Annotated in this window: 17 protein-coding genes and 1 pseudogene; 12 read left to right on the forward strand and 6 right to left on the reverse strand. The window is 69.8% G+C overall.

The genetic code is table 11. The features are described from left to right. Positions 1-33: 33 nt before the first annotated feature. Positions 34-438 (reverse strand): hypothetical protein, encoded by a 405-nt coding sequence (locus F9278_RS00700; RefSeq protein ID WP_152166495.1) that lies wholly within the window; start codon positions 436-438, stop codon positions 34-36. Positions 439-834: 396 nt separating this feature from the next. After that, positions 835-1,167 (reverse strand): alpha/beta fold hydrolase, encoded by a 333-nt coding sequence (locus F9278_RS00705; RefSeq protein ID WP_264300154.1) that lies wholly within the window; start codon positions 1,165-1,167, stop codon positions 835-837. A gap of 176 nt (positions 1,168-1,343) precedes the next feature. Here F9278_RS00705 and F9278_RS49005 point away from each other — a divergent pair. From F9278_RS49005 to F9278_RS00720, 4 genes and pseudogenes are all read left to right on the forward strand, one after another. Beyond that, a pseudogene (locus tag F9278_RS49005) lies at positions 1,344-1,457 on the forward strand (WYL domain-containing protein); the annotation flags it as partial. Between the two features lie 305 nt (positions 1,458-1,762). Then, positions 1,763-1,921 (forward strand): WYL domain-containing protein, encoded by a 159-nt coding sequence (locus F9278_RS48050; RefSeq protein WP_264300155.1) that lies wholly within the window; start codon positions 1,763-1,765, stop codon positions 1,919-1,921. Between the two features lie 123 nt (positions 1,922-2,044). Continuing rightward, a complete protein-coding gene (locus F9278_RS00715; RefSeq protein ID WP_152166496.1) occupies positions 2,045-2,548 on the forward strand; it encodes a DNA/RNA nuclease SfsA in 504 nt (167 codons plus the stop codon). 92 nt (positions 2,549-2,640) lie between these two features. After that, positions 2,641-3,174 carry a hypothetical protein gene (locus F9278_RS00720; RefSeq protein ID WP_152166497.1) on the forward strand — a complete coding sequence of 178 codons (534 nt, stop codon included), beginning with the start codon at positions 2,641-2,643 and terminating at the stop codon, positions 3,172-3,174. A gap of 167 nt (positions 3,175-3,341) precedes the next feature. On the opposite strand, the gene F9278_RS00725 is transcribed toward F9278_RS00720, so the two are convergent. Both F9278_RS00725 and F9278_RS00730 read right to left on the reverse strand, forming a co-directional pair. Beyond that, positions 3,342-9,563 carry a DNRLRE domain-containing protein gene (locus F9278_RS00725; RefSeq protein ID WP_226966561.1) on the reverse strand — a complete coding sequence of 2,074 codons (6,222 nt, stop codon included), beginning with the start codon at positions 9,561-9,563 and terminating at the stop codon, positions 3,342-3,344. Positions 9,564-9,832: 269 nt separating this feature from the next. Beyond that, positions 9,833-10,396 (reverse strand): hypothetical protein, encoded by a 564-nt coding sequence (locus F9278_RS00730; protein ID WP_152166498.1) that lies wholly within the window; start codon positions 10,394-10,396, stop codon positions 9,833-9,835. Between the two features lie 645 nt (positions 10,397-11,041). Between F9278_RS00730 and F9278_RS00735 the strand changes: the two genes are divergently transcribed. The 7 genes from F9278_RS00735 to F9278_RS00760 all read left to right on the forward strand — a co-directional run bounded on the left by F9278_RS00735 (position 11,042) and on the right by F9278_RS00760 (position 17,886). Next, the gene (locus F9278_RS00735; RefSeq protein ID WP_226966562.1) at positions 11,042-12,262 is read left to right on the forward strand and encodes a glycosyltransferase family 2 protein; all 1,221 of its coding nucleotides are present in this window, start codon (positions 11,042-11,044) and stop codon (positions 12,260-12,262) included. Then, positions 12,259-14,184 carry a right-handed parallel beta-helix repeat-containing protein gene (locus tag F9278_RS00740; protein WP_226966563.1) on the forward strand — a complete coding sequence of 642 codons (1,926 nt, stop codon included), beginning with the start codon at positions 12,259-12,261 and terminating at the stop codon, positions 14,182-14,184. Before F9278_RS00735 ends, F9278_RS00740 begins: the two co-directional genes overlap by 4 nt. 32 nt (positions 14,185-14,216) lie before the next feature. Further along, a complete protein-coding gene (locus tag F9278_RS00745; RefSeq protein WP_152166500.1) occupies positions 14,217-15,422 on the forward strand; it encodes a right-handed parallel beta-helix repeat-containing protein in 1,206 nt (401 codons plus the stop codon). An 83-nt stretch (positions 15,423-15,505) separates the two neighbouring features. Beyond that, positions 15,506-16,852, forward strand: a complete 1,347-nt coding sequence (locus tag F9278_RS00750) for a UDP-glucose dehydrogenase family protein (protein ID WP_152173613.1) — start codon at positions 15,506-15,508, stop codon at positions 16,850-16,852. Between the two features lie 146 nt (positions 16,853-16,998). After that, on the forward strand, positions 16,999-17,349 hold the full coding sequence (locus F9278_RS00755; protein WP_193241328.1) for a DUF1963 domain-containing protein: 351 nt from the start codon (positions 16,999-17,001) through the stop codon (positions 17,347-17,349). 17 nt (positions 17,350-17,366) lie between these two features. After that, entirely contained in the window at positions 17,367-17,561 is a 195-nt protein-coding gene (locus F9278_RS46030; protein WP_226966564.1) for a hypothetical protein, read from the forward strand. Further along, on the forward strand, positions 17,545-17,886 hold the full coding sequence (locus F9278_RS00760; RefSeq protein ID WP_152166502.1) for a hypothetical protein: 342 nt from the start codon (positions 17,545-17,547) through the stop codon (positions 17,884-17,886). Before F9278_RS46030 ends, F9278_RS00760 begins: the two co-directional genes overlap by 17 nt. 36 nt (positions 17,887-17,922) lie before the next feature. Here F9278_RS00760 and F9278_RS00765 read toward each other — a convergent pair whose 3' ends face one another. Next, positions 17,923-19,122: a cysteine desulfurase-like protein gene (locus F9278_RS00765; RefSeq protein WP_152166503.1), complete on the reverse strand. Its 1,200-nt coding sequence runs from the start codon at positions 19,120-19,122 to the stop codon at positions 17,923-17,925. Between the two features lie 92 nt (positions 19,123-19,214). Between F9278_RS00765 and F9278_RS00770 the strand changes: the two genes are divergently transcribed. Then, on the forward strand, positions 19,215-20,177 hold the full coding sequence (locus F9278_RS00770; protein ID WP_152166504.1) for a LysR family transcriptional regulator: 963 nt from the start codon (positions 19,215-19,217) through the stop codon (positions 20,175-20,177). 47 nt (positions 20,178-20,224) lie between these two features. On the opposite strand, the gene F9278_RS00775 is transcribed toward F9278_RS00770, so the two are convergent. Next, on the reverse strand, positions 20,225-21,121 hold the full coding sequence (locus tag F9278_RS00775) for an RNA polymerase sigma-70 factor (protein WP_152166505.1): 897 nt from the start codon (positions 21,119-21,121) through the stop codon (positions 20,225-20,227). Positions 21,122-21,213 lie beyond the last annotated feature (92 nt).

Consider the following 21,213-nt stretch of genomic DNA (forward strand, 5'->3'; position numbering starts at 1 on the left):
CGGCCGTCGGCGCCACCGCTCACCGCGTGAGGATCAGGAGTTCTGGGACGACGAGGTCTTGTCGTTCATGGCGTCGCCCACGTAACTGCTGTTCGTGTAGGCGCCGTAGTTGGCCCCGCCGTAGTTGTCGTGCTCCCAGACCCTGGTCTGGCAGTCGGAGTAGCCGAGGAAGGACGACACGATGTCGTTCCATCCGGAGGACGAGTACGAGCCGAGCTGCCAGTCCACATCCGCGTTGGTGTCGCAGCCGTAGTCGCCGTTCAGGGTGAACGACGCACCGCCGTAGTTGCCGTGCTGGTAGAGCACGACGTGTACGACCGCGAGGGCGCCCACGTCCTGGTCCGTGTCGTTGGTGGGCGCCGCCTGGGCCGGGGCCACGGCCCCGAACACCGCCGCACCGGTAAGTGCGGCGGAGGCGAGTAAGGATCTGACGCGCATGACTGTTTCCTCTCACTCATGTGACGAGATGGAACGGAAACGTGCTGCGAACGACTCCGGGGCCGCACAAGCCCCCGGAGGGTGGAGCCGCCTCACTGTGATGCAGGCAAATGCTCCGGGCAAACCGCCAACTCGCGTTCCGGACAAGGGAATTGACTGATCATTGAGGAGTCTCGGGACCATCGCCCCGGCCCTCACGGACCACCAGCGCCGCAATACACAGGGTACTTACAGATACTCGACGGAAACTTCACACGCCGCCCAAACGGCATGCCCACGGGCGAAGGTGGACCGGAAACACTCCCTTGCCGAGAACACCCGCGTCACCCCACAAGGCCGGAAAGTGGCGAGCCGAGGCCGACAACATGTCCTTCGGGTGTCCGGGCGCCCCTCCGTTCACTGCCGTTCGAGGAACTCGACAGCGGTCTCCACGAACTGCTCGTGAAACTGGAAGATGCCGCCGTGACCGGCGTCCGGGTAGATCACCAACTCGGCGTTCGGCAGCCGTCGCGCGAGGTCGGCCGAGTTCTTCGACGGAACCATTCTGTCGCTGTCGCCGTTCGCGACGAGCACGGGCTGCCGGATGACGGAGAGATCATGGGGCCGCCCCAGGCCCCAGCGGTGAATGGCCTTGAGCTGACTGCTGTACGCGACGGGGGACATCGCCCTGTCCCGGTCGGTGGTGCGCTCCTTCAGGCCCTGTTCGTGCTGGTCACGGAGCAGGCGCATACGGATCTGGGGCTGGGCCAGGCGATCGGTTCGGCGTTGCGCAAGGTGATGGTGGCGCTGCCGGCGCCCTTTCGCGGGGACGCCGATCTGGCGAGCCGGCGGATCATGATCGATCCGGTGCGCTGGCGCACGAGCCCGCGCCCTTCGACGTCGACCTCGGAGTCCTCCAGGCGGCGGTGTTCAACGACCGGCGGCTACGGCTGCGCTACCGGCACGGCCGTGACGCCCGGGTGCGCTCGTACACGCCGGATCCCTATGGGCTGGTGAGCAAGGCCGGGGCCTGGTATCTCGTGGCGGACCATCGGGGGCAGCCGATGATGTTCCGGCTCGACCGGATGCTGTCGGCGTCGGTGGCCGACGAGCCGGTGCGCCGCCGTGCCGGGGTCGAGCTGGCGGACGTGTGGGAGGCGCTGCGCCGCCGCGTCGACCGGATCCCGGCTCCGGTGCGGGTGGTGGTGCGAGTACGGCGGTCGGTGCTGGCCCGGTTCCTGCGCTATCACGAAGCCGATCTCGCCGGGCCGGTCTCGGTCTTGGAGGAGGCTGGGGCTGGGGCTGGGGCCGAGGCCGAGCCTGGGCCGGCGGTGAGGGGGAACCGGTGGAACTGGAGCTACGGTTCCCGGCGCTTCGCGCGGCCGAACAGTTGCTGGCGTTCGGCCCGGCGGTGGAGGTCCTGGAGCCCGCTGAGCTGCGCGAGGCCGTGATGCGGCGGGCTCGGGACACGGTCTCCCTGTACGCGGAGGGTCACGGCGACTGACGCCCCACCGCTGAGCTGCCTGACCAACGGCCGCTGGCCAATCGCCAGTAGCCAGTAGCCGTGAGGCGAATCGGCCTTCGGGCGAGTGGGGCGAGCACCCGGTCCGCTCATGGACGCGCGTCCATGACGACCTGGATCGGCATCAACCAGACCGCGGCCAACCGCTATGTCGAACAGGCCCTCGCCGGTGGACTCCTGTCGCGGATCGTCACCGCCGAGTCCGTCCGACGGGAGACGTTCCTCGGGCGGTCACGGCTCGACTTCCTCATCGACGGCGACACCTATGTCGAGGTGAAGACTCCCCTGGACAACCTCCAAGTGCCCCTCGGCGACCACGTCCGCACCCGGCCGCGTCCGCCCCTGGCCTCGACCGAGCGGCTCGTCAAGCACATCGGTGAACTCGGCCGCAGTCTCGAAGCGCACCAACGGGCGATCCTCCTCGTCCGCTTCCTCTACGACAACCCCGGCTTCCAGGCCCGCGAGAGCAGCCGTCACAGCGAAGTGAGAGACCAGGTCGCGCGGGCGGTGGAACGCGGCGTCGAGATCTGGCAGGTCAACTTCACACTCGACCGTTTCGGTGTGCGCGTGAGCCGGCAGTACGAGCTGACGCCGGGGTTCCTCACCTGACCGACCCGTTGTCACTCGCGAGGTGGAGCCGGGGCGGGGGCCAACCCCGGCCCGGCGGCTGTGCGGCGAGGCCCGCCTGACATCCTCACCCCATGGACGCCGACACCGTGCCCCCGGTCCACCTCGCCAAGGTGCTGGACGGGTTGGCGACGAATCCCGCCCTGCCGGCACACCTGGTCCGGCGGCTGTTCGCGTGGCGGCGGAGTGGGGGGAAGGTCGCGAGGCGTCCGGACCTCACCGACGACATGTACGCCGAGATGATCGCGACCGCCGAGAGCATCGAGCGCCGTTATCGCCGACGGGACAAGTTCACGTTCTGGTGGAACGAGGCGGCGGTCCTGACGTTCTCCTCAGAGGTCCTGCGCCGCTTCGTGACCGACCCGGTGCCCCGGCTCCGCTCCTTCGCGCCGCGCGATCCGAACCTGCCGGCGGCCCTCGCCGAGAAGCTGGCATCCGACCCCGAAGAACGCGTCCGCCGCGCGGTCGCGCCGCACCGCAATCTCCCGCTCCCGTCGCTGCTCCGGCTCCTGGCCGACCCCTGCGAACGCGTCGCGGAGGCCGCCGGTGCCTCACCGTTCCTCCCCGCCGCGCACATGGAGTGGCTGCTGACCCGAGCGGGCCTGTAGCCGCCGGCCCGCACGAGCCCCGCCGGAGCCCCGCCGGAGCCCCGCCGAACGACCGAGCGGGGTGGCGCGCGACCTCCGCACCACCCCGCTCGACCCCGTCCGACACGGGCGGACATGGGCACTCCCGTAACCGCCCAGGGGCGGTTCCAGGAACCGTCATGGACGGCCTAGACCATATTCTTTCCCTTTGCGTTGGATTTCAGCTTGTGCTTTTTGACCGCGTCCTTGCAGAAGCGGCAGGCGGTTTCCTTCGCCTTTCCGTACGTCCAGGCCGTGATCTTCCCTCCCAGCTTTCTTCCGACCTTGTTGTTGAACTTGTCGGCCGCGGAATCACGCCTCGCGGCCTCGCCGCTTCCCGCGTTCTTCTCGTGGGCGTTACCGAGAGCCTTGGCCAGGGAGGAACCGACAGCCCAGGTCAGCATCGCCTGCCAGATGCAGTGGCGGTAGGCATTCTGCTTCGCCCCCGAATACCTCTTCTTGGCCTCACCGAGAGCCCAGTACGTGATGTAGGCCATGTCCGCACACCACAGCAGGAACAGGGCGCATATCGCGGCTTCGGGGACCAGGCCGTTGATGCTGTAGTTTCCGCTGATGTCGTAGCAGTTCACCGGGTCGGCGAAGCAGTAGTCGTAGGAACTGGCGTTCCCTCCGACAATGCGGTCGACGGACAGGAACCGCCCGGTGTCCGAGTCGTAGAGGCGAACCCCCATGAGGGTGACCGCGCTCGGAGTCTCGGACGAGCGCTGCTCTGCGCCGAGCCAGCCGTAGCGGGCCTCGTCGGTTCCGGGAAGGAGGTTGCCGTACTCGTCGTAACTGTTGACGACGGGTGTGGTGGCGTCGACCAGGGGAATCTGTGTGGCGATGTCGCCGTGGATGTTGGCGAGTTGGAGGACCACCTCGGCGGAGGTCGCGCCGGTGGTGGCGATCAGGCCTCCGGTCAGGTCGGACAGGTTCCGGGTGATCTTGTCGTCGCCCTCCCCGATCCAGGTGGGGTTGTCCCCGTCGGCCCCGTAGTGGCTGCGCGTGGTCGCCGTGGTGGACCAGGCGCCGTTGTCGTCCTGACTCTCCTTCGTGGAGGAAGCGAGGCGGCCGGTCGCGTCGAGGTTCCAGGTGGTGCGCTCGCCGCGCGCCGTGATCCTGCGCACCAGGTCGTTGGCGTAGTACGCGTTCTCGGCACCGCTCGACTGGGTGGTCGTACGGCCGAAGGCGTCGTAGGCGGTGCCGGTGGCGATCAGTCGGTCGGCGCTGTCGTAGGAGGAGTTGACCGTCGTGCTGGTGGGCGCTCCTCCGTCCACGTCGTCGACCGTCGTCACCAGGGACGTGCGGTTGGTGTTGTCGTCGAACCCGTAGCCGCGGTGGGTCGTGACACCGGTCTGGGTGTCGTCGGCCCTGGTCAGCCGGCCGGCCGCGTCGTAGGTGTACTCCTGGTACGCGCCCCCGCCCGTGTATGTGGTGCGGGAGACGACCTGGCCGTGGATGTTCTCGCTCAGCGACTCGCCCTGGACGGTCCAGCCGGACTCCCAGTGCCAGTAGCGTGAGGTCTCGGCTCCCGTGGGGTCGAGGTTGAACTCGACGTCCATGTTCCAGGGCAGCTTCTGCTTGTACAGGCGCCCGTCGGAGTCGTAGGAACCGGTGACGTCGCCGATGCCGCCCATGACGGAGTCGTGTATGCGGGTCGCCTGGCCGGTCAGACTGTCGTAGCTGTAGGTGGTCTCCGAAGGAGCCGAGTCGGCTCTTCTGGTGACGCGGTCGCGTGCGTCGTACTCGGTGCGCGTGACGTTGCCCGCACCGTCGTCGTACGAGATCTCACGACCGAGTTTGTCGGCGCTGTGCCGAACCGTCGTGGCGCCGTCGGACATGGTGGCCACCTGGCCGTTGGCGGAGTCGAAGGTGATGGTCTGTGTCGGTACCGCTGTGCCGACACCGCCACTGATCTGGATCTGCTTCCCTCGTCCGGCCGCGTCGTACGTGGTGACGGTGGTGCGCGTCACCCCGTTGGCGGCTTCGGTGACCTTGCTGACATTGCCCCAGCGGTCGTATTCCAGGGTCTTGGTAGGCAGTTCATCGGGGTTCGAGCCGCCACCGGTGATCTTTCCCGCGGGGCCGCTGGAGCAGAGCAGGTCCGCCCATTCGGGGCGGCCCGAGCACGCTCCGGTGCCACCGGCGGACCAGTACTGGGAGACCAGCGTCCCGGCATCGGTTCCGTTGGACTTGGGCTGGCTGTTCTTGGTGACGCGTCCCTGGGCGTCGAACACGGAGGTACGGGTCAGCTTGAGCCCGTTCGGGTCCGTCACCGTGCTGGTGGGCAGGCCCTTCACCCAGTCGTAGCCGGTGGTGCTGGTCCGGATGTCGCCGTCGGTCGGGTAGTCCTCGACGAAGGCGCCGGTCGAGGACGTGGTCGGCTGGTCCATGACCAGCGCGGACCCGTCGGTGGGACGGCCTTCGTCGTAGCGGGTGACGGTGTGTCCCCGCGCGGGCACCTGGGTACCGGCCGGAATGTCCGGGCTGTCCGAGTCGCCTTGGAGTTGTTTGGTCAGCGTGACCAGATGCAGCGGTCCGAGCCGGTCCACGATCCGTCTGCCGTCGGCGGAGTACTTCGCGACCGTGGCCAGCTTCTGGGCCCGCTCGGCCGGCGAATCGGAGAGGATACCGAGTTCGCTCTGCGTGTTGACCTGGTACTCCGCGCTGCCGAGGGCGAGTTCGCGGTTGGTGGCCCCCAACTCGAGGACGACGTTGCCGAACGCGTCGTACTGGGTCGTCGTCAGGTGCCGACCGGGCAGGCCGGTGTTGACCTGGAGTCCCGAGGCGTTGGTGTAGGTGGTGGTCGCCTTGTCGTAGTCGCCCGCGCCGAGGTCGGTGCCGTTGTGCGAGGCGGGCACCTGGTCGGCGGGGAAGACGGCGGTGGCGTCCGTGGGGGCGTCGGTCTGGGCCCAGGTCCTGGCGTCGGCCGGGGACACCTGGTTGGGCGCCTTGGTGCCGGAGAGCGGCACGTCGTAGACGAGGGAGACGGCGGCCCTGCCGCCGTCGGGCTCGTCCTTGCTGCCCGGCTTCAGCGTGGGCCGGGAGACGGACAGCAGCATGCCGTCGCCTGCCACGGAACTGGCGCCCGCCTTGCCGTACTCGAACGTCCACGCCAGCTCGCCCGGCGGGGTCTGGGTGACCACGCGGCCCGCGCTGTCGTAGGTGTAGGCCGTCTTCAGCGCCGGGGAGATCCGCGGATCCCACTGCTCACGCAGCCGGCCCGAGGCGTCGTACGCGTAGCTGGAGATCACCGTGGCGGTGGCGGTGGACGCGCCCGGGTCGGTGGACCACAGACGGAGCCGGTAGACCTGCCCGGCGTAGTCGCCGAGCGTGCTGCCGGTCGCCGTGGTCGTGGCGGCGTACTGGTACTCCAGGATGCGGCAGCCCTTGGTGGACGGGGCGTTGGCGCAGGTCTCGTTGCTCACCGCCGACGAGGGGGCGATCACGTACTTCGGGCGGGCCAGCACGGTGCCGCCCACGGTGACCTTCTCCGAGTACAGCGAGGTGGTGGAGTTCTCGGTCGAGAGCGAGGTCTTGGAGAGCTGCCAGGTCGTCGCCGCCGCGTCGATCTTGGTGAACTGCGATGTGGTGCCCTCGGTGTCCTTCAGGGTGAAGGAGCCGGTCAGGCTGCCGGTGAGGGTCAGGGCCTCGGCGCCCTCCTCGGGCTTCCAGCCGCCGCCGCTGGTCGCGGTGAATCCGGTCTCGTCGCCTTCGATGTCCACCAGGGCGACCGAGGTGTCCGACGTCCTGCGCAGGTACAGCGACTCGGAGTCGGTGAGTTCGGCGGTGGTGCCCGCGGTCCACTGCGGACCGAAGACGGCGACCTGGCCCTCCTGCTGTCCGCCCGCTGTCGGACGGCGTGAGGACGCGGTGCGGCTCGCGGTCAGGCCGAACGCCGAGGCGTCGGTCGCGGAGAGCGAGTGGTCGCCGGTGAGCATGTTCACGTCTCCCGGGCCGGCGGCCTGGGTCGGCGCGGCGCCCGCGTCACGGTCGACGGTGATGGAGGCGGCCGGGGAGGCGTCGGTGCTGGAGCCGTCGGTGAAGACCGCGCGGATGTCCACCGGACCGTCCTCGGCGAGGGTGTCGGTGATGTTCCACACCAACTCCTCCGGCAGACCACCGGTCACCTTCACCGGCCAGGCGGCGACGGCCGCGTTGTCCGACTTGCGGCGCACGTCGGCGACGGGCACGTCCTTCCAGGAGTCGGTCTCGCCGCGCCGGTACTGGTAACGGACCCCCGTGTCGGCGGTCTTGCCCTGACCGGACAGTACGGTCCGCCGCGCCGGGCGGTCCCCCTGCGCCGGGGTCAGCAGTGCCGCGCCCGAGCCCGCGTAGTAGACGAAGGTGGTGGTGGCGGATGCGTTGCCGGCGGCGTCCTTGGTGCGGGCGGACAGGGTGTGCCTGCCCGCGCGGAACACCGGCTTGGCCGTCACGGCGGCGCCGGTGGTGGCGATCGACTGCCAGGCGCCGCCGTCCACCTGCCACTGGACCTCCTTGACGTCCGAAGACGGCGGAGTGAGCGTGAAGCCTCCGGTGAAGTCGCCGCTGCCGTTCGGAGTGCCGGACCACTGTCCGGCGGGGAAGTCGGTGGAGGCGACCGATGTCGCGGCAGGGGAGGCGGTGTCCACTGTCAGGGTACGGAAGGCCGACCATGCGCTGGTGGCGGAGCCGTCACCGGCGCGGACCCGCCATTTGTAGGAGCCCGCGGCGAGTGCGGCCGGGGTCCAGTTGGCCTGGGCGCCGGAGGCGACCGCGGCGCTGGAGCCGGTGCGCAGGGCGGCGGTTCCGGTGGAGGTCCACACCTCGTGGTCGAGGGTGACCTGCGAGCCGTCGCCGTCCAGGGCCTTCGCCGACAGCGTCGGGGTGGTGTCGTTGGTGGCGGCCCCGCTCAGCGGGGCGATCAGGGTCGGCAGTTCGGGGACCGAGTTGTACGTCACCGACAGGTAGGGCGTGTTCGAGGCGGCGTTGCCGGAGTAGAACCGCTTCCAGCCGTACGGGTCGGTCTCGTCCGTGGCCCGCACGCCCAGGTGGTTGGTGGCACTGCCGTTGGCCGCCCACGCCTTGGCCAGGGAGGTCACGTCGGCGTTGACCCAGCCGTCGGCGCAGGCACTGGAGAAGCCCTTGGTCTGGGTGCTGGTGGCGTATCTCGTCCCCCAGGAAGGCTGTGCCGACCAGCGCGAGGACGTGGTCGCGGCGCCGGTGGACCACACCTCCCAGCTCTTCTCGGTGCAGGACCACGAGTGGTAGGCGAACAGGTTCAGTTTCGCCGCCGAGACCTGTTTGCCCGTGATGTTCTTCATCGGGAACGACAGGAACGAACGCGCCACCTGCGAGGAGCCGTTGTTGCCGAGCTTGAGGTCCGTGGACGCGGACTGGTCGGTCGTGGTCCCGTCCTGGACGAAGGTGTCGAAGCTGGCCCCCACGTTGATCGCGGGGTCGATCGTCACCGGGAACCGCGTCGCGCTGTCGGCCAGGAACTTCGCGTCCGGTGTCAGGGTCAGGGTGACGGTGTCTCCGTCCTGGGCCGCCTTCACCCCGACCGGGGCGGTGCGCTTGTGCTCACCGGACTTGGCGTCGATCTGGGCGTCCCACATCACCGGTGTCGGCAGCACCCCGACGCGCTTGCCCTTGGCGTCGGCGAAGGAGACCGAGCCGTCCTTGTTCTCCTTCGCGGTCAGGCCCTTGGCGGTCAGGCTGTAGGTGATCGCGCCGCTCGCGTCGACAGCGGAACGGTCCTTCAGTTCCAGGAACTGCTCGTAGCCGGTACGCGTCGACTCGACCAACAGGTCGGTCGAGGGGAGGGCGCTCCGGTAGCGGGCGACGTTGTCCTCCTCGCCCTCGATCACCGGCGCGGGAAGGGCCCCGTACCAGCCCAGTTGCATGCGCTGTCCGGTCCGGCCCTCCAGTGTCACCAGGGGGACACCGGCCGAACCCGTGCTCTCGCCGACGCTCTTGAGCCCCTTGGGGGCCGTGGTCCTCCCGGCCAGGCGCAGCCCGTGCGGATGCTGTCGGGCGCCCACCGCGCCGTCCGAAAGCTTCCGCAGCGAGACGTCGATGTCCTGCCATCGGTCCTGGTCGTCCTGGAACCGGATCGGCCCGGCGTATGCCTCCTCGGTCACCGAACCGTCCGGGTTGACGTACACCGTGGACGTCTCGGTACGGGCGTCCAGCGCCTCGATCCGACGGTTCTGGATCTTCGCCTTCAGCCGGGCGGCGGCCACCGATCCGGCGGTCGCGGACCCGAGGTCCTTGGCCCGCTTGCCCCGGTCGGCGGCAGGCGCTTCGCGGCCCAGGCCCACCGCGACGGTGGAGGTTCCGGCGATCAGGGCGGTTTCGAAGGCCATCGCCAGGACGACGGTCGCCGCCACCGAACGGAGGCGTCTTCGCCGGGCCGGAGGAAGGAAGGGCCGGACGGACGGTCTGTCCGCTCTCCGCCCGGGTCTGAGGAACGTGGCTATCAAGCTCACTCCTTGCAACGGTGCGGGGTCTTCCCGCAAGCACCTGACGATCTTCACAGCGTGCTTACAGAAGTCAATCCGTTACATGACAAGTGGTCGCTTCAAGCCAACGTTGGCCGATAGTCGTGGACTTGCTCACCCACACCGTCGGGCCGCGCGCTCCATCCGGCGGGTCGACCTCAGTCTGAGCAACTGGTCGCGGAGCCGTCGGCCGTGGCGTTGACGGCGACGAGGTAACCGGCTCCGGAGTCGAACTCGGGCCCGGCTTCGGCCCCTTCCGCGTCGAGAACCGACTCGGTCAGGAAGTAGACGTCCAGCGTCGTGGAGTCGTCCTTCTCGCCGAGGGTGAAGCACAGGCTCGCGGGCTTGTCCTCCTTCGCGGACTTCCGGGTGGCCGGAGACGGCTTCCACCCTTCGCGCTCCGCTGCGGCGCGGTAGTACCGGGTGACGTCGGCCCTGTCGCCGGGGAAGGCATAGGTGCGGTTGGCATACACCCACGCTTCGCCGCTGTCCTCCCAGCAGCCTGCGTCCAGAGCCTCGAAGCCCTTGGGCACGACGGCCCCCTGGGGCCGGGAGTCGAGAACGCCGTACGCCTTCAGGTCGTCGACCCGGCTCTCGGTACCCTCGCAGCCCTGGGTGGAGGCGGCGTCCGCGAAGGTCTGACACCCGGTGAGCGCCCCGGTCGCCGACGCGACCGCCAGCAGGAGGGTGGCACACCAGCCGGTTCCCTTACGAGGTGTCAAGTCGACTCCCACGGTTGACGCGCCGAGGCAGCCGATCTCACTGCCTGATACCAAATACATGCGATCAGTGACATTACCATTTCTTCCGGTGATCGCCGACCGTATCCAACTCCCCTGCCCCTCGGGGGTGTTCGGCGGTTCGCGGCGCGCCGGTGCGCCATGCGCCGGAGCCCGCACTAGACCAAGATCGATAAACCTCTTACCCAACCCTCCGAGGCATGTGATGTGCGACACACGCGCGAGGCGCGCGCGGAGGCCCGCGCGCCTCGGCCGCGAGCGAGGCGACGAAGTCTCGGCGCTCGCCCTGATTTCCCTCAACACCCTTGCGGCAAAGCTGATGTGACGATCCGTCAGATCATCCGGGAGCGAGCGGATCGGTTCGATCAGGTGGTGGACCGCCCACCCTGGACATCCCTCCCCGCGTGAACATTTAATGGCTGAGCAAGGTGAACTTTGCGTTTCTCATGTGTCGAGAGGGATCGTTTCGGCCCTAGATTTCGCCCTGTAGACCGTGAACAATGCACATTTCGCCCACATGTTTGGGCAAAGCTCCGGGGTGGGGGTTCTGGGTTCGTGTCGGATTTTTTCGACGATCTCTGGTCGTGGATAGTCATGGCGACCGCCGAGACATCATGGCGTGAGTTGATGCCACTGGGTATCGCAGGCGCCTTCGTCTGGGGCTTGTGGCTCTATCGTGCGGTGCTCTCCCGGTTCGCCAAACCCGTGGTGAACAACTACCGGACCACGGTGTCCGTGGTGGTCCCCGCGTACCGGGAGGACGCGGACATCCTGCTCGACTGCCTGGACTCATGGCTGGAGCAGGGGCCGGCCGAGGTCATCATCGTCCCGGACGTCGAGGACACGGAGGTCCTGCGCAGGCTTGCGCAGGTGAACGATCCCCGCGTCCGGGTGCTGGCGTTCGAACACCGTGGGAAGCGGTCGGCGCTGGGAGTGGGGATCCGGGCCGCGACGAGCGAGCTCGTGGTGCTGGTGGACTCGGACACGCGGTGGGAGCCGGGGCTGCTGGCCGCCGTCCAGATGCCGTTCGTCGATCCCGAGGTCGGCGGTGTCGGCACCCAGCAGAACGTCTACCAGCGCCGGACCAGCGTCTGGCGGCGTATCGCGGACTGGCTGGTCAACCTCCGGTACTACGACTACGTGCCGGCCATGGGCCGCGCGGGCGCCGTGGCCTGCCTCTCCGGCCGGACGGCGGCCTATCGGCGGGCCGCGATCGAGCCCGTGCTGGAGAACCTGGAGAACGAGTTCTTCCTGGGCCGGCGTTGTGTCGCCGGCGACGACGGACGGCTGACCTGGCTGGTGCTGGCCTCCGGTTACAAGACCGTGCACCAGTCCTCCGCGCGGGCGATCTCGATGTTCCCCTCGTCCTTCCGCGCCTTCGTCAAGCAGCGGGTGCGCTGGAGCAGGAACTCCTACCGCTGCTATCTGACCGCCCTGTACAAGGGCTGGCTCTGGCGGGTCCCGCTGGTCACCAAGATCACCGTGCTGCAGATCCTGCTGACGCCGATCACGATGGGCATGGCGCTGGGGTATCTGCTGTTCAGCCGGCTGGAGCTGACCGGGCGGGGCATCGTCCTCGTACTGATCTGGCTGCTCGTGGGACGCGGCATCCGCGGTTATTCGCATCTGCGCAGACATCCGCAGGAGGTGCTGCTGCTGCCGCTGCTGGCACTCGTCGTCATCATGATCTCGCTGCCGATCAAGCTGTTCGCCTTCATCACCATGAACAAGCAGGGCTGGCTGACGCGCACCAGCGACAGTGTCGGCGGAGAGGGGCAGGACTCCGCCTCTCTGCGAGGCGCGACGCGGGTCACGGCCAACTCGTGGCCGGAGGTGCAGCAGTCATGACACGTCAGCACCTTCCGTCCGCTCTGCGGATGCTCCGGGGCGCGGTCGTGCTCCCTCTCGCCGCCGGTCTGCTCTTCACCTCCGCCTCGGCCGTCCCTGCCGCCGACGGCGACGACAAGCCGCAGGTCAACGCCGCCGACGCGGAGAACGAGACCGCGCTCGTGGCCGCCGAGGACCACCGTCTGGACCAGGTCCGCGCGGTCGCCGCCGTCGCCCCCTTGAAGGGGGGCGAGTGGAAGGCGCCGTACCGACTGGACACCGGGGACGGCTACACGCTGGTCCTGACCCAGCGCAGCAACGCCTACACCGTCTCCGACCTGCTCGAACTGGCTCCGCAGACGTTCGTACGCGAGCGGGACGGTTCGTATCTGCTGACCGAGAACATCTATCTCAACGCCGGTGCCAAGCTGAAGCTGTCCAATCCCGGTGGTCTGACGCTGAAGATGGCCAGCAGCAACAGGGGCTTCGTCAGCATCGTCTCGTTCGGTGGCCGGCTCACTCTGGCGGGCACCAAGCAGGCGCCGTTGAAGGTCACCAGCTGGGACGACAAGAAGAACAAGCCCGACACGGACGTGCGGGACGGCCGGGCCTACATCCGTGCCATCGGCGGTCAGTACGCCATGGACTACGCCAAGGTCAGCGACCTCGGGTTCTGGAGCGGTCGCACGGGCGGCCTGAGCCTCACCGGAACCGACCGTCCCGACACCGGCAACGTCGACGACACGACGGTCGCTCCGGGCACGAAGGGCGGCAACGGCGGTGTGGTGGCCCAGCCCTCCGGTTCGCTGGCCACACCGGACACCCGGTTCTCGGTGCCCAGCCTGTCCTACGTCTCCGCGGAGATCGCGCACTCCACTCTCACGGGCAACGCCTTCGGACTGTTCCTGTCCGGCGCCAACGGCGTCAGCATCAGTGACAGCACCGTGCAGAAGAGCCTGGAACACGGCCTGGTACTGCACCGGTTCGTCACCAACGCCGTGGTCGAGGGGACCGTCTCCAGGAACAACGGCGGCGACGGCTTCGTGCTGGCCCGTGCCACCGAGCAGGTCCGGGTCAGCGGCTCCACCGCCGAGGGCAACGGCGGCAACGGGTTCACGCTCAGCGGGCGGCCGCTCGCCAGCGGCCCCTCGGCCTCGGGCGAGTCCATCAGCAGCTACGGCTCCAACTCCGTGTCCGACAGCACCGCCAGGGACAACGGCCGCTACGGCATCGAGATCTTCGGCGGCAAGGACGTCGGGGTGCAGAACAACCGCGTCGAGGGCGGCGACATGGGCATCGTGGCCCGCAAGGACGCCACCAAGGTCGCCATCACCGGCAACCGGCTCGTCGGCCAGTCACGGCAGGGCATCTCGGTGCGTGACGGAGTGAGCGCCGCGACGATCACCGGCAACATCGTCGAAGGCACCGAGACCGGCATCTACATACGGGACTCGGTGGGCGAGATCCGCGGCAACACCGTCCAGGACGGCACCAACCACGGGATCACCCTGGTCGGCGGCGTCGAGGAGTCGGTCATCACGTACAACGTGATCTCCGGGGTCGGCCCGAGCGCCGTGGACACCACGCGCGCCCACGGCGACATCACGGTCAAGCAGAACCAGACGTTCGCCTGGCACGACACCAGCTCCTTCTGGGTCAAGTTCCGGCACTACGCCAGCCCGATGACGCTGCTGTGGACCTTCATCCTGCTGCTCATCCTGTTCTCCGCCGTCCTGGGCCGACGCCGCCGAGGAAACCGCCGAGGGCGACGTCCCGGCAGCCATCCGTACGAGGACAAGAAGCCGGTGACGAACAGCGCGTCCGTCGTCGAGATCAGCGTCCCGCGTACCTCCTCCTCCGGGCACGACTGGTTCTCCAAGGACGACGAGGACACCACCGCGCTGCGCGCCCTGACCCCTCAGTCCGTCCGCCCGCCCCGATGACGACGCCTTCCGCCGATCCGGAGCCGCCCCGCATGTCCGAGTCCGATGAGACGCCGACCACCACCTCGTCCCCCGCACCTCCCCAGCCGGGGAACGGTCCCGCCCGGCAGCCGGCCGTCTGGCTGGCGGGGGGCGCGTTCCTGCTCGCCCTGATCGCGCTCGTCGTGGCGGTGGCGAACAGCGGCGACTCGGGCCCGGAGGTGACGGCCGGGGCCACCACGGCCGGACCCAGGGTGCCCGAGGCGTCGGCGGCCGAGGACGAACCGTCGGCCGAGCCGACCCGGTCGGAGGTCGAACCGACCCCGACCGCGCGCGCGTCCAGCGGTTCGGTGCCGTCGTCCGCCGTCGACTGTCCGAAGGCGTCCGTCGAGGTGAACGACACGGCCTCGCTGGAACAGGCCCTCGCCGGGGCGCGGCCCGGGGACAGCATCGCGCTGGGCAACGGCACCTACGTGGGCAACTTCACCGCCGAGGCCTCCGGTTCCGCCGAGAAGCCGATCTTCCTGTGCGGTGGTTCCGGAGCGGTCATCGACGGTGGCGACACCGACGACGGCTACGCCTTCCACCTGGACCGCGTCAGCCACTGGCGGCTGGTGGGCTTCACCGTCCGCAACGCCCAGAAGGGCGTGATGGCGGACGGCACGGTCGGCAGCGTCATCCAGGGCCTCACCGTCGAACAGATCGGCGACGAGGCCATCCACCTGCGCAACTTCAGCTCGGACAACATGGTCCGGGACAACACCATCCGCACCACCGGGCTGCGCCGCGAGAAGTACGGCGAGGGCATCTACATCGGCACGGCCGAGTCCAACTGGTGCACCGTGAGCGACTGCAAGACGGACGCCAGCGACCGCAATGTGCTGCTCGGCAACGACATCAGCGACACCACCGCCGAGTCCATCGACATCAAGGAAGGCACCAGCGACGGCAAGGTCATCGACAACACCTTCGACGGATCGAAGCTGAGCGGCTCCCACAACAACGACTCCTGGGTCGATGTGAAGGGCAACGGCTGGCTGCTCCAGGGCAACACCGGCAGCCACTCCACGGAGGACGGCTTCCAGACCCACAAGATCGTCAACGGCTGGGGGACCCGGAACATCTTCCGGGGCAACACCGCGAACGTGGACGGGCCCGGCTACGGCTTCCGGCTCACGTCCGACGGCAACACAGTCACCTGCGACAACAAGGCGAACGACGCGGGTGAAGGCCTCGCCAACGTCGACTGCACCTCCTGACCCACATCCGCCCCATCGCCACCGCGGGCCAACCCTGGCCGGTGCGGTGGGGCGTCATGCCCGAAACACCTCTGGAGACCACCATGACCTCTTCGGACGACACCGAAAGAACCGCTCCCCGCCTCACCGTCATAGGCACCGGCTATCTCGGCGCCACCCACGCCATCTGCATGGCCGTCCTGGGTTTCGACGTCCTGGGTGTGGACGTCGACCCGGACAAGATCGAGCGGCTGAACTCGGGCGAGGTGCCCTTCTTCGAGCCCGGTCTGCCCGAACTGCTCGCGAAGGCCCTCGACAGCGGGCGGCTGCGGTTCACCACGAGCTTCGCCGAGGCCGGGGAGTTCGGTGACGTCCACTTCGTCTGCGTCGGCACTCCCCAACTCCCGGGCTCCTTCGGGGCGGATCTGCGCTATGTCGACAGCGCGGTGGGCGAACTCGCCCAGCATCTGCGCAGGCGCACCCTGGTGGTCGGCAAGTCCACGGTTCCGGTGGGCACCGCCGCGCGGCTGACGGAGATCGTCCGGAGCACGGCCCCGGCCGGGGCGGACGTCGAACTCGCCTGGAACCCGGAGTTCCTGCGCGAGGGCTATGCCGTGGACGACACCCTGCGGCCCGACCGGCTGGTCTTCGGCGTCGCGTCGGAGTGGGCCGAGGAGCGGCTGCGCGCCGCGTTCGCCCCGGTGATCGCCCAGGGCACCCCGGTGGTCGTCACGGATCTGCCCACCTCGGAACTCGTCAAGGCCGCCGCGAACTCCTTCCTCGCCACCAAGATCTCCTACATCAACGCCATGGCGGAGATCTGCGAGGCGACCGGCGCCGATGTCACCGCGCTCGCCCAGGCGCTGGCGTACGACGACCGGATCGGCGGCCGGTTCCTCAAGCCCGGCCTCGGCTTCGGCGGCGGCTGCCTGCCCAAGGACATCCGGGCCTTCAGCCACCGCGCCGAGGAACTGGGCGTCGGCCAGGCCGTCTCCTTCCTGCGCGAGGTCGACGCCATCAACCAGCGGCGCCGGGCCCGCACCGTGGACCTGGTACGCGAACTGGCGGGCGGCGAGTTGGCGGGCGCCCGGGTGACCGCGCTGGGGGCGGCGTTCAAGCCCAACTCCGACGACATCCGTGACGCTCCCGCCCTGGACGTGGCCCGTACCCTGCACCAGGCCGGCGCCGAGGTGACCGTCATCGATCCGGCGGCCGTCGACAACGCCCGCCGGGCCTACCCCGACCTCCAGTACGGCACGGACGTCCTCGCCGCGGCCACCGGGGCCGATGTCGTCGTACTGCTCACCGAATGGGCCGAGTTCCGGGAGATCGACCCGCACGCCCTGGGCGCGGTCGTCGCCCGGCGCCGGATCGTCGACGGCCGCCACGCCCTCGACCCCGCACAGTGGCGTGCCGCCGGATGGGACTACCGCGCGCTGGGCCGACCCTGACGGCGGACTCGTTCGCTGTCGGGGGTGCTGCCGTGCTCGGCGCGGACGTCGAGCACGGCGGTGGTCGCGGCCACCGTCCGCGCGCGTCCCGGTTTCGCCCTCCCGTGGTCATGATCGGCGCCCGCATACTCGGCGGAACGAGATCGATGGACGCGTTCCGTGACACAGCCCGTGGCCGTGACTTGCCGCAGGACGAGGTCGAGCGGTGGCTCGGTACCGTGCGTCGCTGCCCGACGCCGGGCGTCTCCGGGCAGGTGCCGCCGGACGGGCCGGTGGTCGGACGGATCGGCGGGCTGCCGCCGATGCCCGAGGGCGAGCCCGTTCCGGAGCTGCCGTTCCTCGCCGCGATCGACCTCGCGGCCCTCCCCGCCGACGCGACGGACCTCCCGCCGCCGAAGGACGGCACACTGCTCTTCTTCGCCGACACGGAGGACCCGTGGAGCGGCGACGGCTGGGCCCGGCTCGTGTACGTCCCGGTCGGCACGCCCGTCTCCTAGCACGCCGTCGGCGGCGAGTGGCCGACGGCAGGGAGCCGGGCTCGGTGTGGTGGAAGACCTGCGGGGAGACGCCGTCGGACGGGCCGGTGCGGCTCGGGGGCGAGGACCTCACCGCAGGGGATCTGGGTGTCGTCCAGTGGGTGATCCGCCGGGACGATCCGGCCGACCGCCGCTTGGACCGGGCACGGGCCGGCTTTGACATCGTCGGCTGACACGACCGGCGGGCGGGGCGTCGAGTTCCGCGTCCTTCAACTCCTCGGCTTCCACGGCTGCCCGTTCGTACGGGCCGGGCTGGAGCTGCCGCCGGGACATCCGGGGCGGGAGATCGTACGCGACCACAAGGCACGCTTCCGGGCCCGGCTGCGCGCGCTCGCCCTGGCGCTGCCCGCGGCGGATCCGGCGTCCCTGGCCTGGCAGTTGGCCACACTCGCCGACGGCGCCGCCGCCTGCGTACTGCAGGGCAGCGGCACGCCCGCCCGCGCCGCCCGCACGGTGGCGTTGCTCGCGCTCGACGCGGCGGAGCGCGAACGGGATTGACCACGCACACCAAGCGCGTCCCTCGCGCCCCTCGGGTCAGAGGAAATCGGCGAGTCCTTCGAGGAAGCGGTCCGCGTCGTCGGTGGTGTTGTAGGGGGCCAGGCCCGCGCGGAGGGCGGGGTTTTCGAGCTTGAGCGCGCTGAAGGGTTCGTAGGCGTAGAAGGAGCCCGCCGGCGCCACCACGCCGCGTGCCGCCAGGTGGGTCTGGGCCTCACGGGCGTCGCGGCCTTCGAGGGTCATCAGGAGGGTGGGCGTGCGGTCGGCGGCCTTCGAGTGCAGGGTGAGGGCGTCGCCCAGGGATGCGAGGCCCTCCTGCAGCCGTGCGCGCAGCGTCAGTTCGTGCGCGTGCAGCGAGTCCAGGGAGCGGGTGAGGCGCTCCCTGCGCGTGGCCCCCGCGCCGGGGTCCAGGTCGGCGAGGAAGTCGACGGCGGCGGTGGCGCCGGCCAGGGTCTCGTACGGCAGGGTGCCGAACTCGAAGCGTTCGGGGACCGTGTCGGGGGAGGGCATCAGCTTGTCCGGGCGCAGGGTTTCGAGGAACTCGGGCGCCGCGGCGAGGACTCCGCAGTGCGGTCCGAGGAACTTGTACGGCGAGCAGACGAACATGTCGGCTCCGAGGGCGGGTACGTCCACGAGGTGGTGCGCGGCGTAGTGGACGCCGTCCACGTACACCAGGGCGCCGGCCTCGTGCGCGCGGTCGGCGATCCGGCGGACGGGCGGCTTGGTGCCCAGCACGTTCGACGCGGCCGTGACCGCGACCACCCGGGTGCGGGAGGTCAAGGCCCGTTCGTACGAGTCGAGATCCAGCTCCGTGGTCTCCGGGTCGATCTCGATCCAGCGGACCGTCGCTCCGGCGCGTTCGGCGGCCTGGATCCAGGGGCGGACGTTGGCGTCGTGGTCGAGGCGGCTGAGGACGATCTCGTCGCCGGGGGTCCAGGTCTTGGCGAGGTGGCGGGAGAAGTCGTAGGTGAGCTGGGTGGCGCTGCGGCCGTGGACGACACCGTTCGCGGGCACGTGGAGAAGATCGGCGTAGGCGGCGCGGAAGTCGGCGACGGCGCGTTCGGCGTTGACCTCGGAGGCGCTGACGGTGCCCCGGTTGGAGAGCGGGCCGGTCAGTGTCGCGGCGACGGCTTCGGCGACGGGGCGGGGCGTCTGGGTTCCGCCGGGGCCGTCGAAGAAGGCGAGGCCCGTGTCGAGGGAGGGGAAGTGGGCCCGCAGGGCGGTGAGGTCGATGGCCATGGTCTCGCTTTCTGTCGGGCGCGGTGCCCCTACTCTGTCGTCGAGCGCGCGACACGTAAAGCGATGGATCACGAAGAGAAAGTTCATGAACCGTGAGGTCCCAGCCGGATCTGAAGCTGCTGGCCACCTTTCTGGCCGTGGTGCGCCGGGGCTCGATGGCCGAGGCCGCCGCGGAGCTCGGCTATGTGCCCTCCGCGGTGTCCCAGCACATCGCCGCGCTCGAACGCGATCTGGGCGTCGAGCTGATCGTCCGCCGCCCCGGCAGCCGGCTGATCCTCACGGCGGCCGGACGCTCCCTCGCGGGGGCGGCCGAGACGCTCTTCGACGCGACCGCGCGGTTCCAGGACGCGGCCCACGCCATCGCGGGCCGGGAGGTCGCCGAACTGCGTGTCGGGATCTATCCCAGTGCGATGACCTATCTGCTGCCCCGGGTGCTGGCCATGCTCAGGGCCCGCCGCCCGGGTCCCCGGATCCGTCTCGTCGTCGTGGAGACCGACGGGGGTGTGCCGAGGGTGCGGTCGGGTGACCTCGATCTGCTCGTCGCCTACCGCTATCTGCCCGAGGATCCACCGGCCGCGTCCGAGGCGCTGACCATCACCGTGCTGGGGCGCGAACCGCTGGTGCTGGTCGCGGGCGCCGATCCGCCGCGGCGGCGCCCGGTGGGGCTGGCCGAATGCCTGGAGCAGGAGTGGGTCTCCGGTCACGCGCACAACCCCGACCGGCGGCTGCTGCGCCGCTGGGCCGGGGAGCTGGGGATCGCGCCCCGGGTGACGCTGGAGACCGAGGATCTGCACAGCATGCTCGCCATGATCCGGGCCGGACTCGCGGTGGGCCTGATCCCGGCCACGCTCCTCGGCGGCGACGGCGCGGGGCACGACGCCGGAGTGGACAGGGTCGTCCTGCCGCCGGGGGTCGCGCCGCTGCACCGCGAGATCCTCGCCGTCAGCCGTCCCGGCGCACGGCCCCCGGTCATCGACGAGCTGGTCACGCTGCTGGCCCGTGCCGTGGAGAGCGTACGGGCCGGTACCGGGCCTTCGGGCAGGCACGGGCGCTGAGAGGATCCCGACGGCCGGCATGGCTCGCCACGAACGTCACGGGCGGCTCAGCGGGAGGTGAGCGGGGTCTCGTGCTCGACACGGGTCAGTTTCTCGGGGTTGCGGACGTAGTAGAGGCCGGTGACGCGGGCGTTCTCCACGCGGAAGGCGAGCACGCCGTCGATCTCGCCGTCCAGGCGCAGGACGAGTCCCGGGTTGCCGTTGACCGTCGTGTGCTCTCCGACGAGAATGCCGCCGGCCTTGGCGAGGCTGCCGACCATGTAGCGGAGCACCTTGTCGGCGCCGACGACCGGTCGGGGCGCGGCCAGCTTGAGGCCGCCGCCGTCGCTGACGAAGACGACGTCCGGGGCGAGCACATCGAGCAGTCCCTGCAGATCCCCGGTCACCAGCGCGTTCTGGAACGAGTCCAGCGCCACCCGGGTCTCCTGCGGGGAAGCCGCCGTACGCGGTCGGCGCGCGTCCACGTGCCGGCGGGCGCGGTGGGCGATCTGGCGTACGGCGGCGGGGCTCTTGTCGATCGCGGCGGCGATGTCGTCGTAGCCGAAGTCGAAGACCTCGCGCAGGACGAAGACGGCTCGTTCGGTCGGCGAGAGGGTTTCGAGGATGAACATCAGGGCCAGCGACAGGTTCTCGGACAGCTCGACGTCCTCGGCCACGTCCGGCGTGGTGAGCAGCGGCTCGGGCAGCCAGGGGCCGACGTAGGCCTCCTTGCGCCGATTGAGGGTGCGCAGCCGGTTCAGTGCCTGCCGGGTCGTGATCCGTACCAGGTAGGCGCGCTGGTCGCGCACCTCCGCCGGGTCGACGTTCACCCAGCGCAGCCAGGTCTCCTGGAGGACGTCCTCGGCGTCGGCGGCCGAGCCGAGCATCTCGTAGGCGACGGTGAACAGCAGATCGCGGTGGGCGACGAAGGCCTCCGTCGCGGGGTCGGTGACGTCGTCGTTCATCTCGTACGCTTCGCTCTCCGCTGGTCGGGCCCTTGGGCCCGGAGCGGGCCAGGGAACATGTACCCGCTCCGGTCACCCATCCGGTCACAAGG

The organism is Streptomyces phaeolivaceus (assembly GCF_009184865.1).
Classification (GTDB): Bacteria; Actinomycetota; Actinomycetes; order Streptomycetales; family Streptomycetaceae; genus Streptomyces; species Streptomyces phaeolivaceus.

Excerpts from the sequence above, each read along its gene's own strand:
- F9278_RS00700 (WP_152166495.1), bottom strand. The coding sequence starts at position 438 with ATGCGCGTCAGATCCTTACTCGCCTCCGCCGCACTTACCGGTGCGGCG.
- F9278_RS00745 (WP_152166500.1), top strand. The coding sequence starts at position 14,217 with ATGTCCGAGTCCGATGAGACGCCGACCACCACCTCGTCCCCCGCACCT.
- F9278_RS00720 (WP_152166497.1), top strand. The coding sequence starts at position 2,641 with ATGGACGCCGACACCGTGCCCCCGGTCCACCTCGCCAAGGTGCTGGAC.
- F9278_RS00775 (WP_152166505.1), bottom strand. The coding sequence starts at position 21,121 with ATGAACGACGACGTCACCGACCCCGCGACGGAGGCCTTCGTCGCCCAC.
- F9278_RS00705 (WP_264300154.1), bottom strand. The coding sequence starts at position 1,167 with ATGCGCCTGCTCCGTGACCAGCACGAACAGGGCCTGAAGGAGCGCACC.
- F9278_RS00750 (WP_152173613.1), top strand. The coding sequence starts at position 15,506 with ATGACCTCTTCGGACGACACCGAAAGAACCGCTCCCCGCCTCACCGTC.
- F9278_RS00740 (WP_226966563.1), top strand. The coding sequence starts at position 12,259 with ATGACACGTCAGCACCTTCCGTCCGCTCTGCGGATGCTCCGGGGCGCG.
- F9278_RS00755 (WP_193241328.1), top strand. The coding sequence starts at position 16,999 with ATGGACGCGTTCCGTGACACAGCCCGTGGCCGTGACTTGCCGCAGGAC.
- F9278_RS00715 (WP_152166496.1), top strand. The coding sequence starts at position 2,045 with ATGACGACCTGGATCGGCATCAACCAGACCGCGGCCAACCGCTATGTC.
- F9278_RS00765 (WP_152166503.1), bottom strand. The coding sequence starts at position 19,122 with ATGGCCATCGACCTCACCGCCCTGCGGGCCCACTTCCCCTCCCTCGAC.
- F9278_RS00735 (WP_226966562.1), top strand. The coding sequence starts at position 11,042 with ATGCCACTGGGTATCGCAGGCGCCTTCGTCTGGGGCTTGTGGCTCTAT.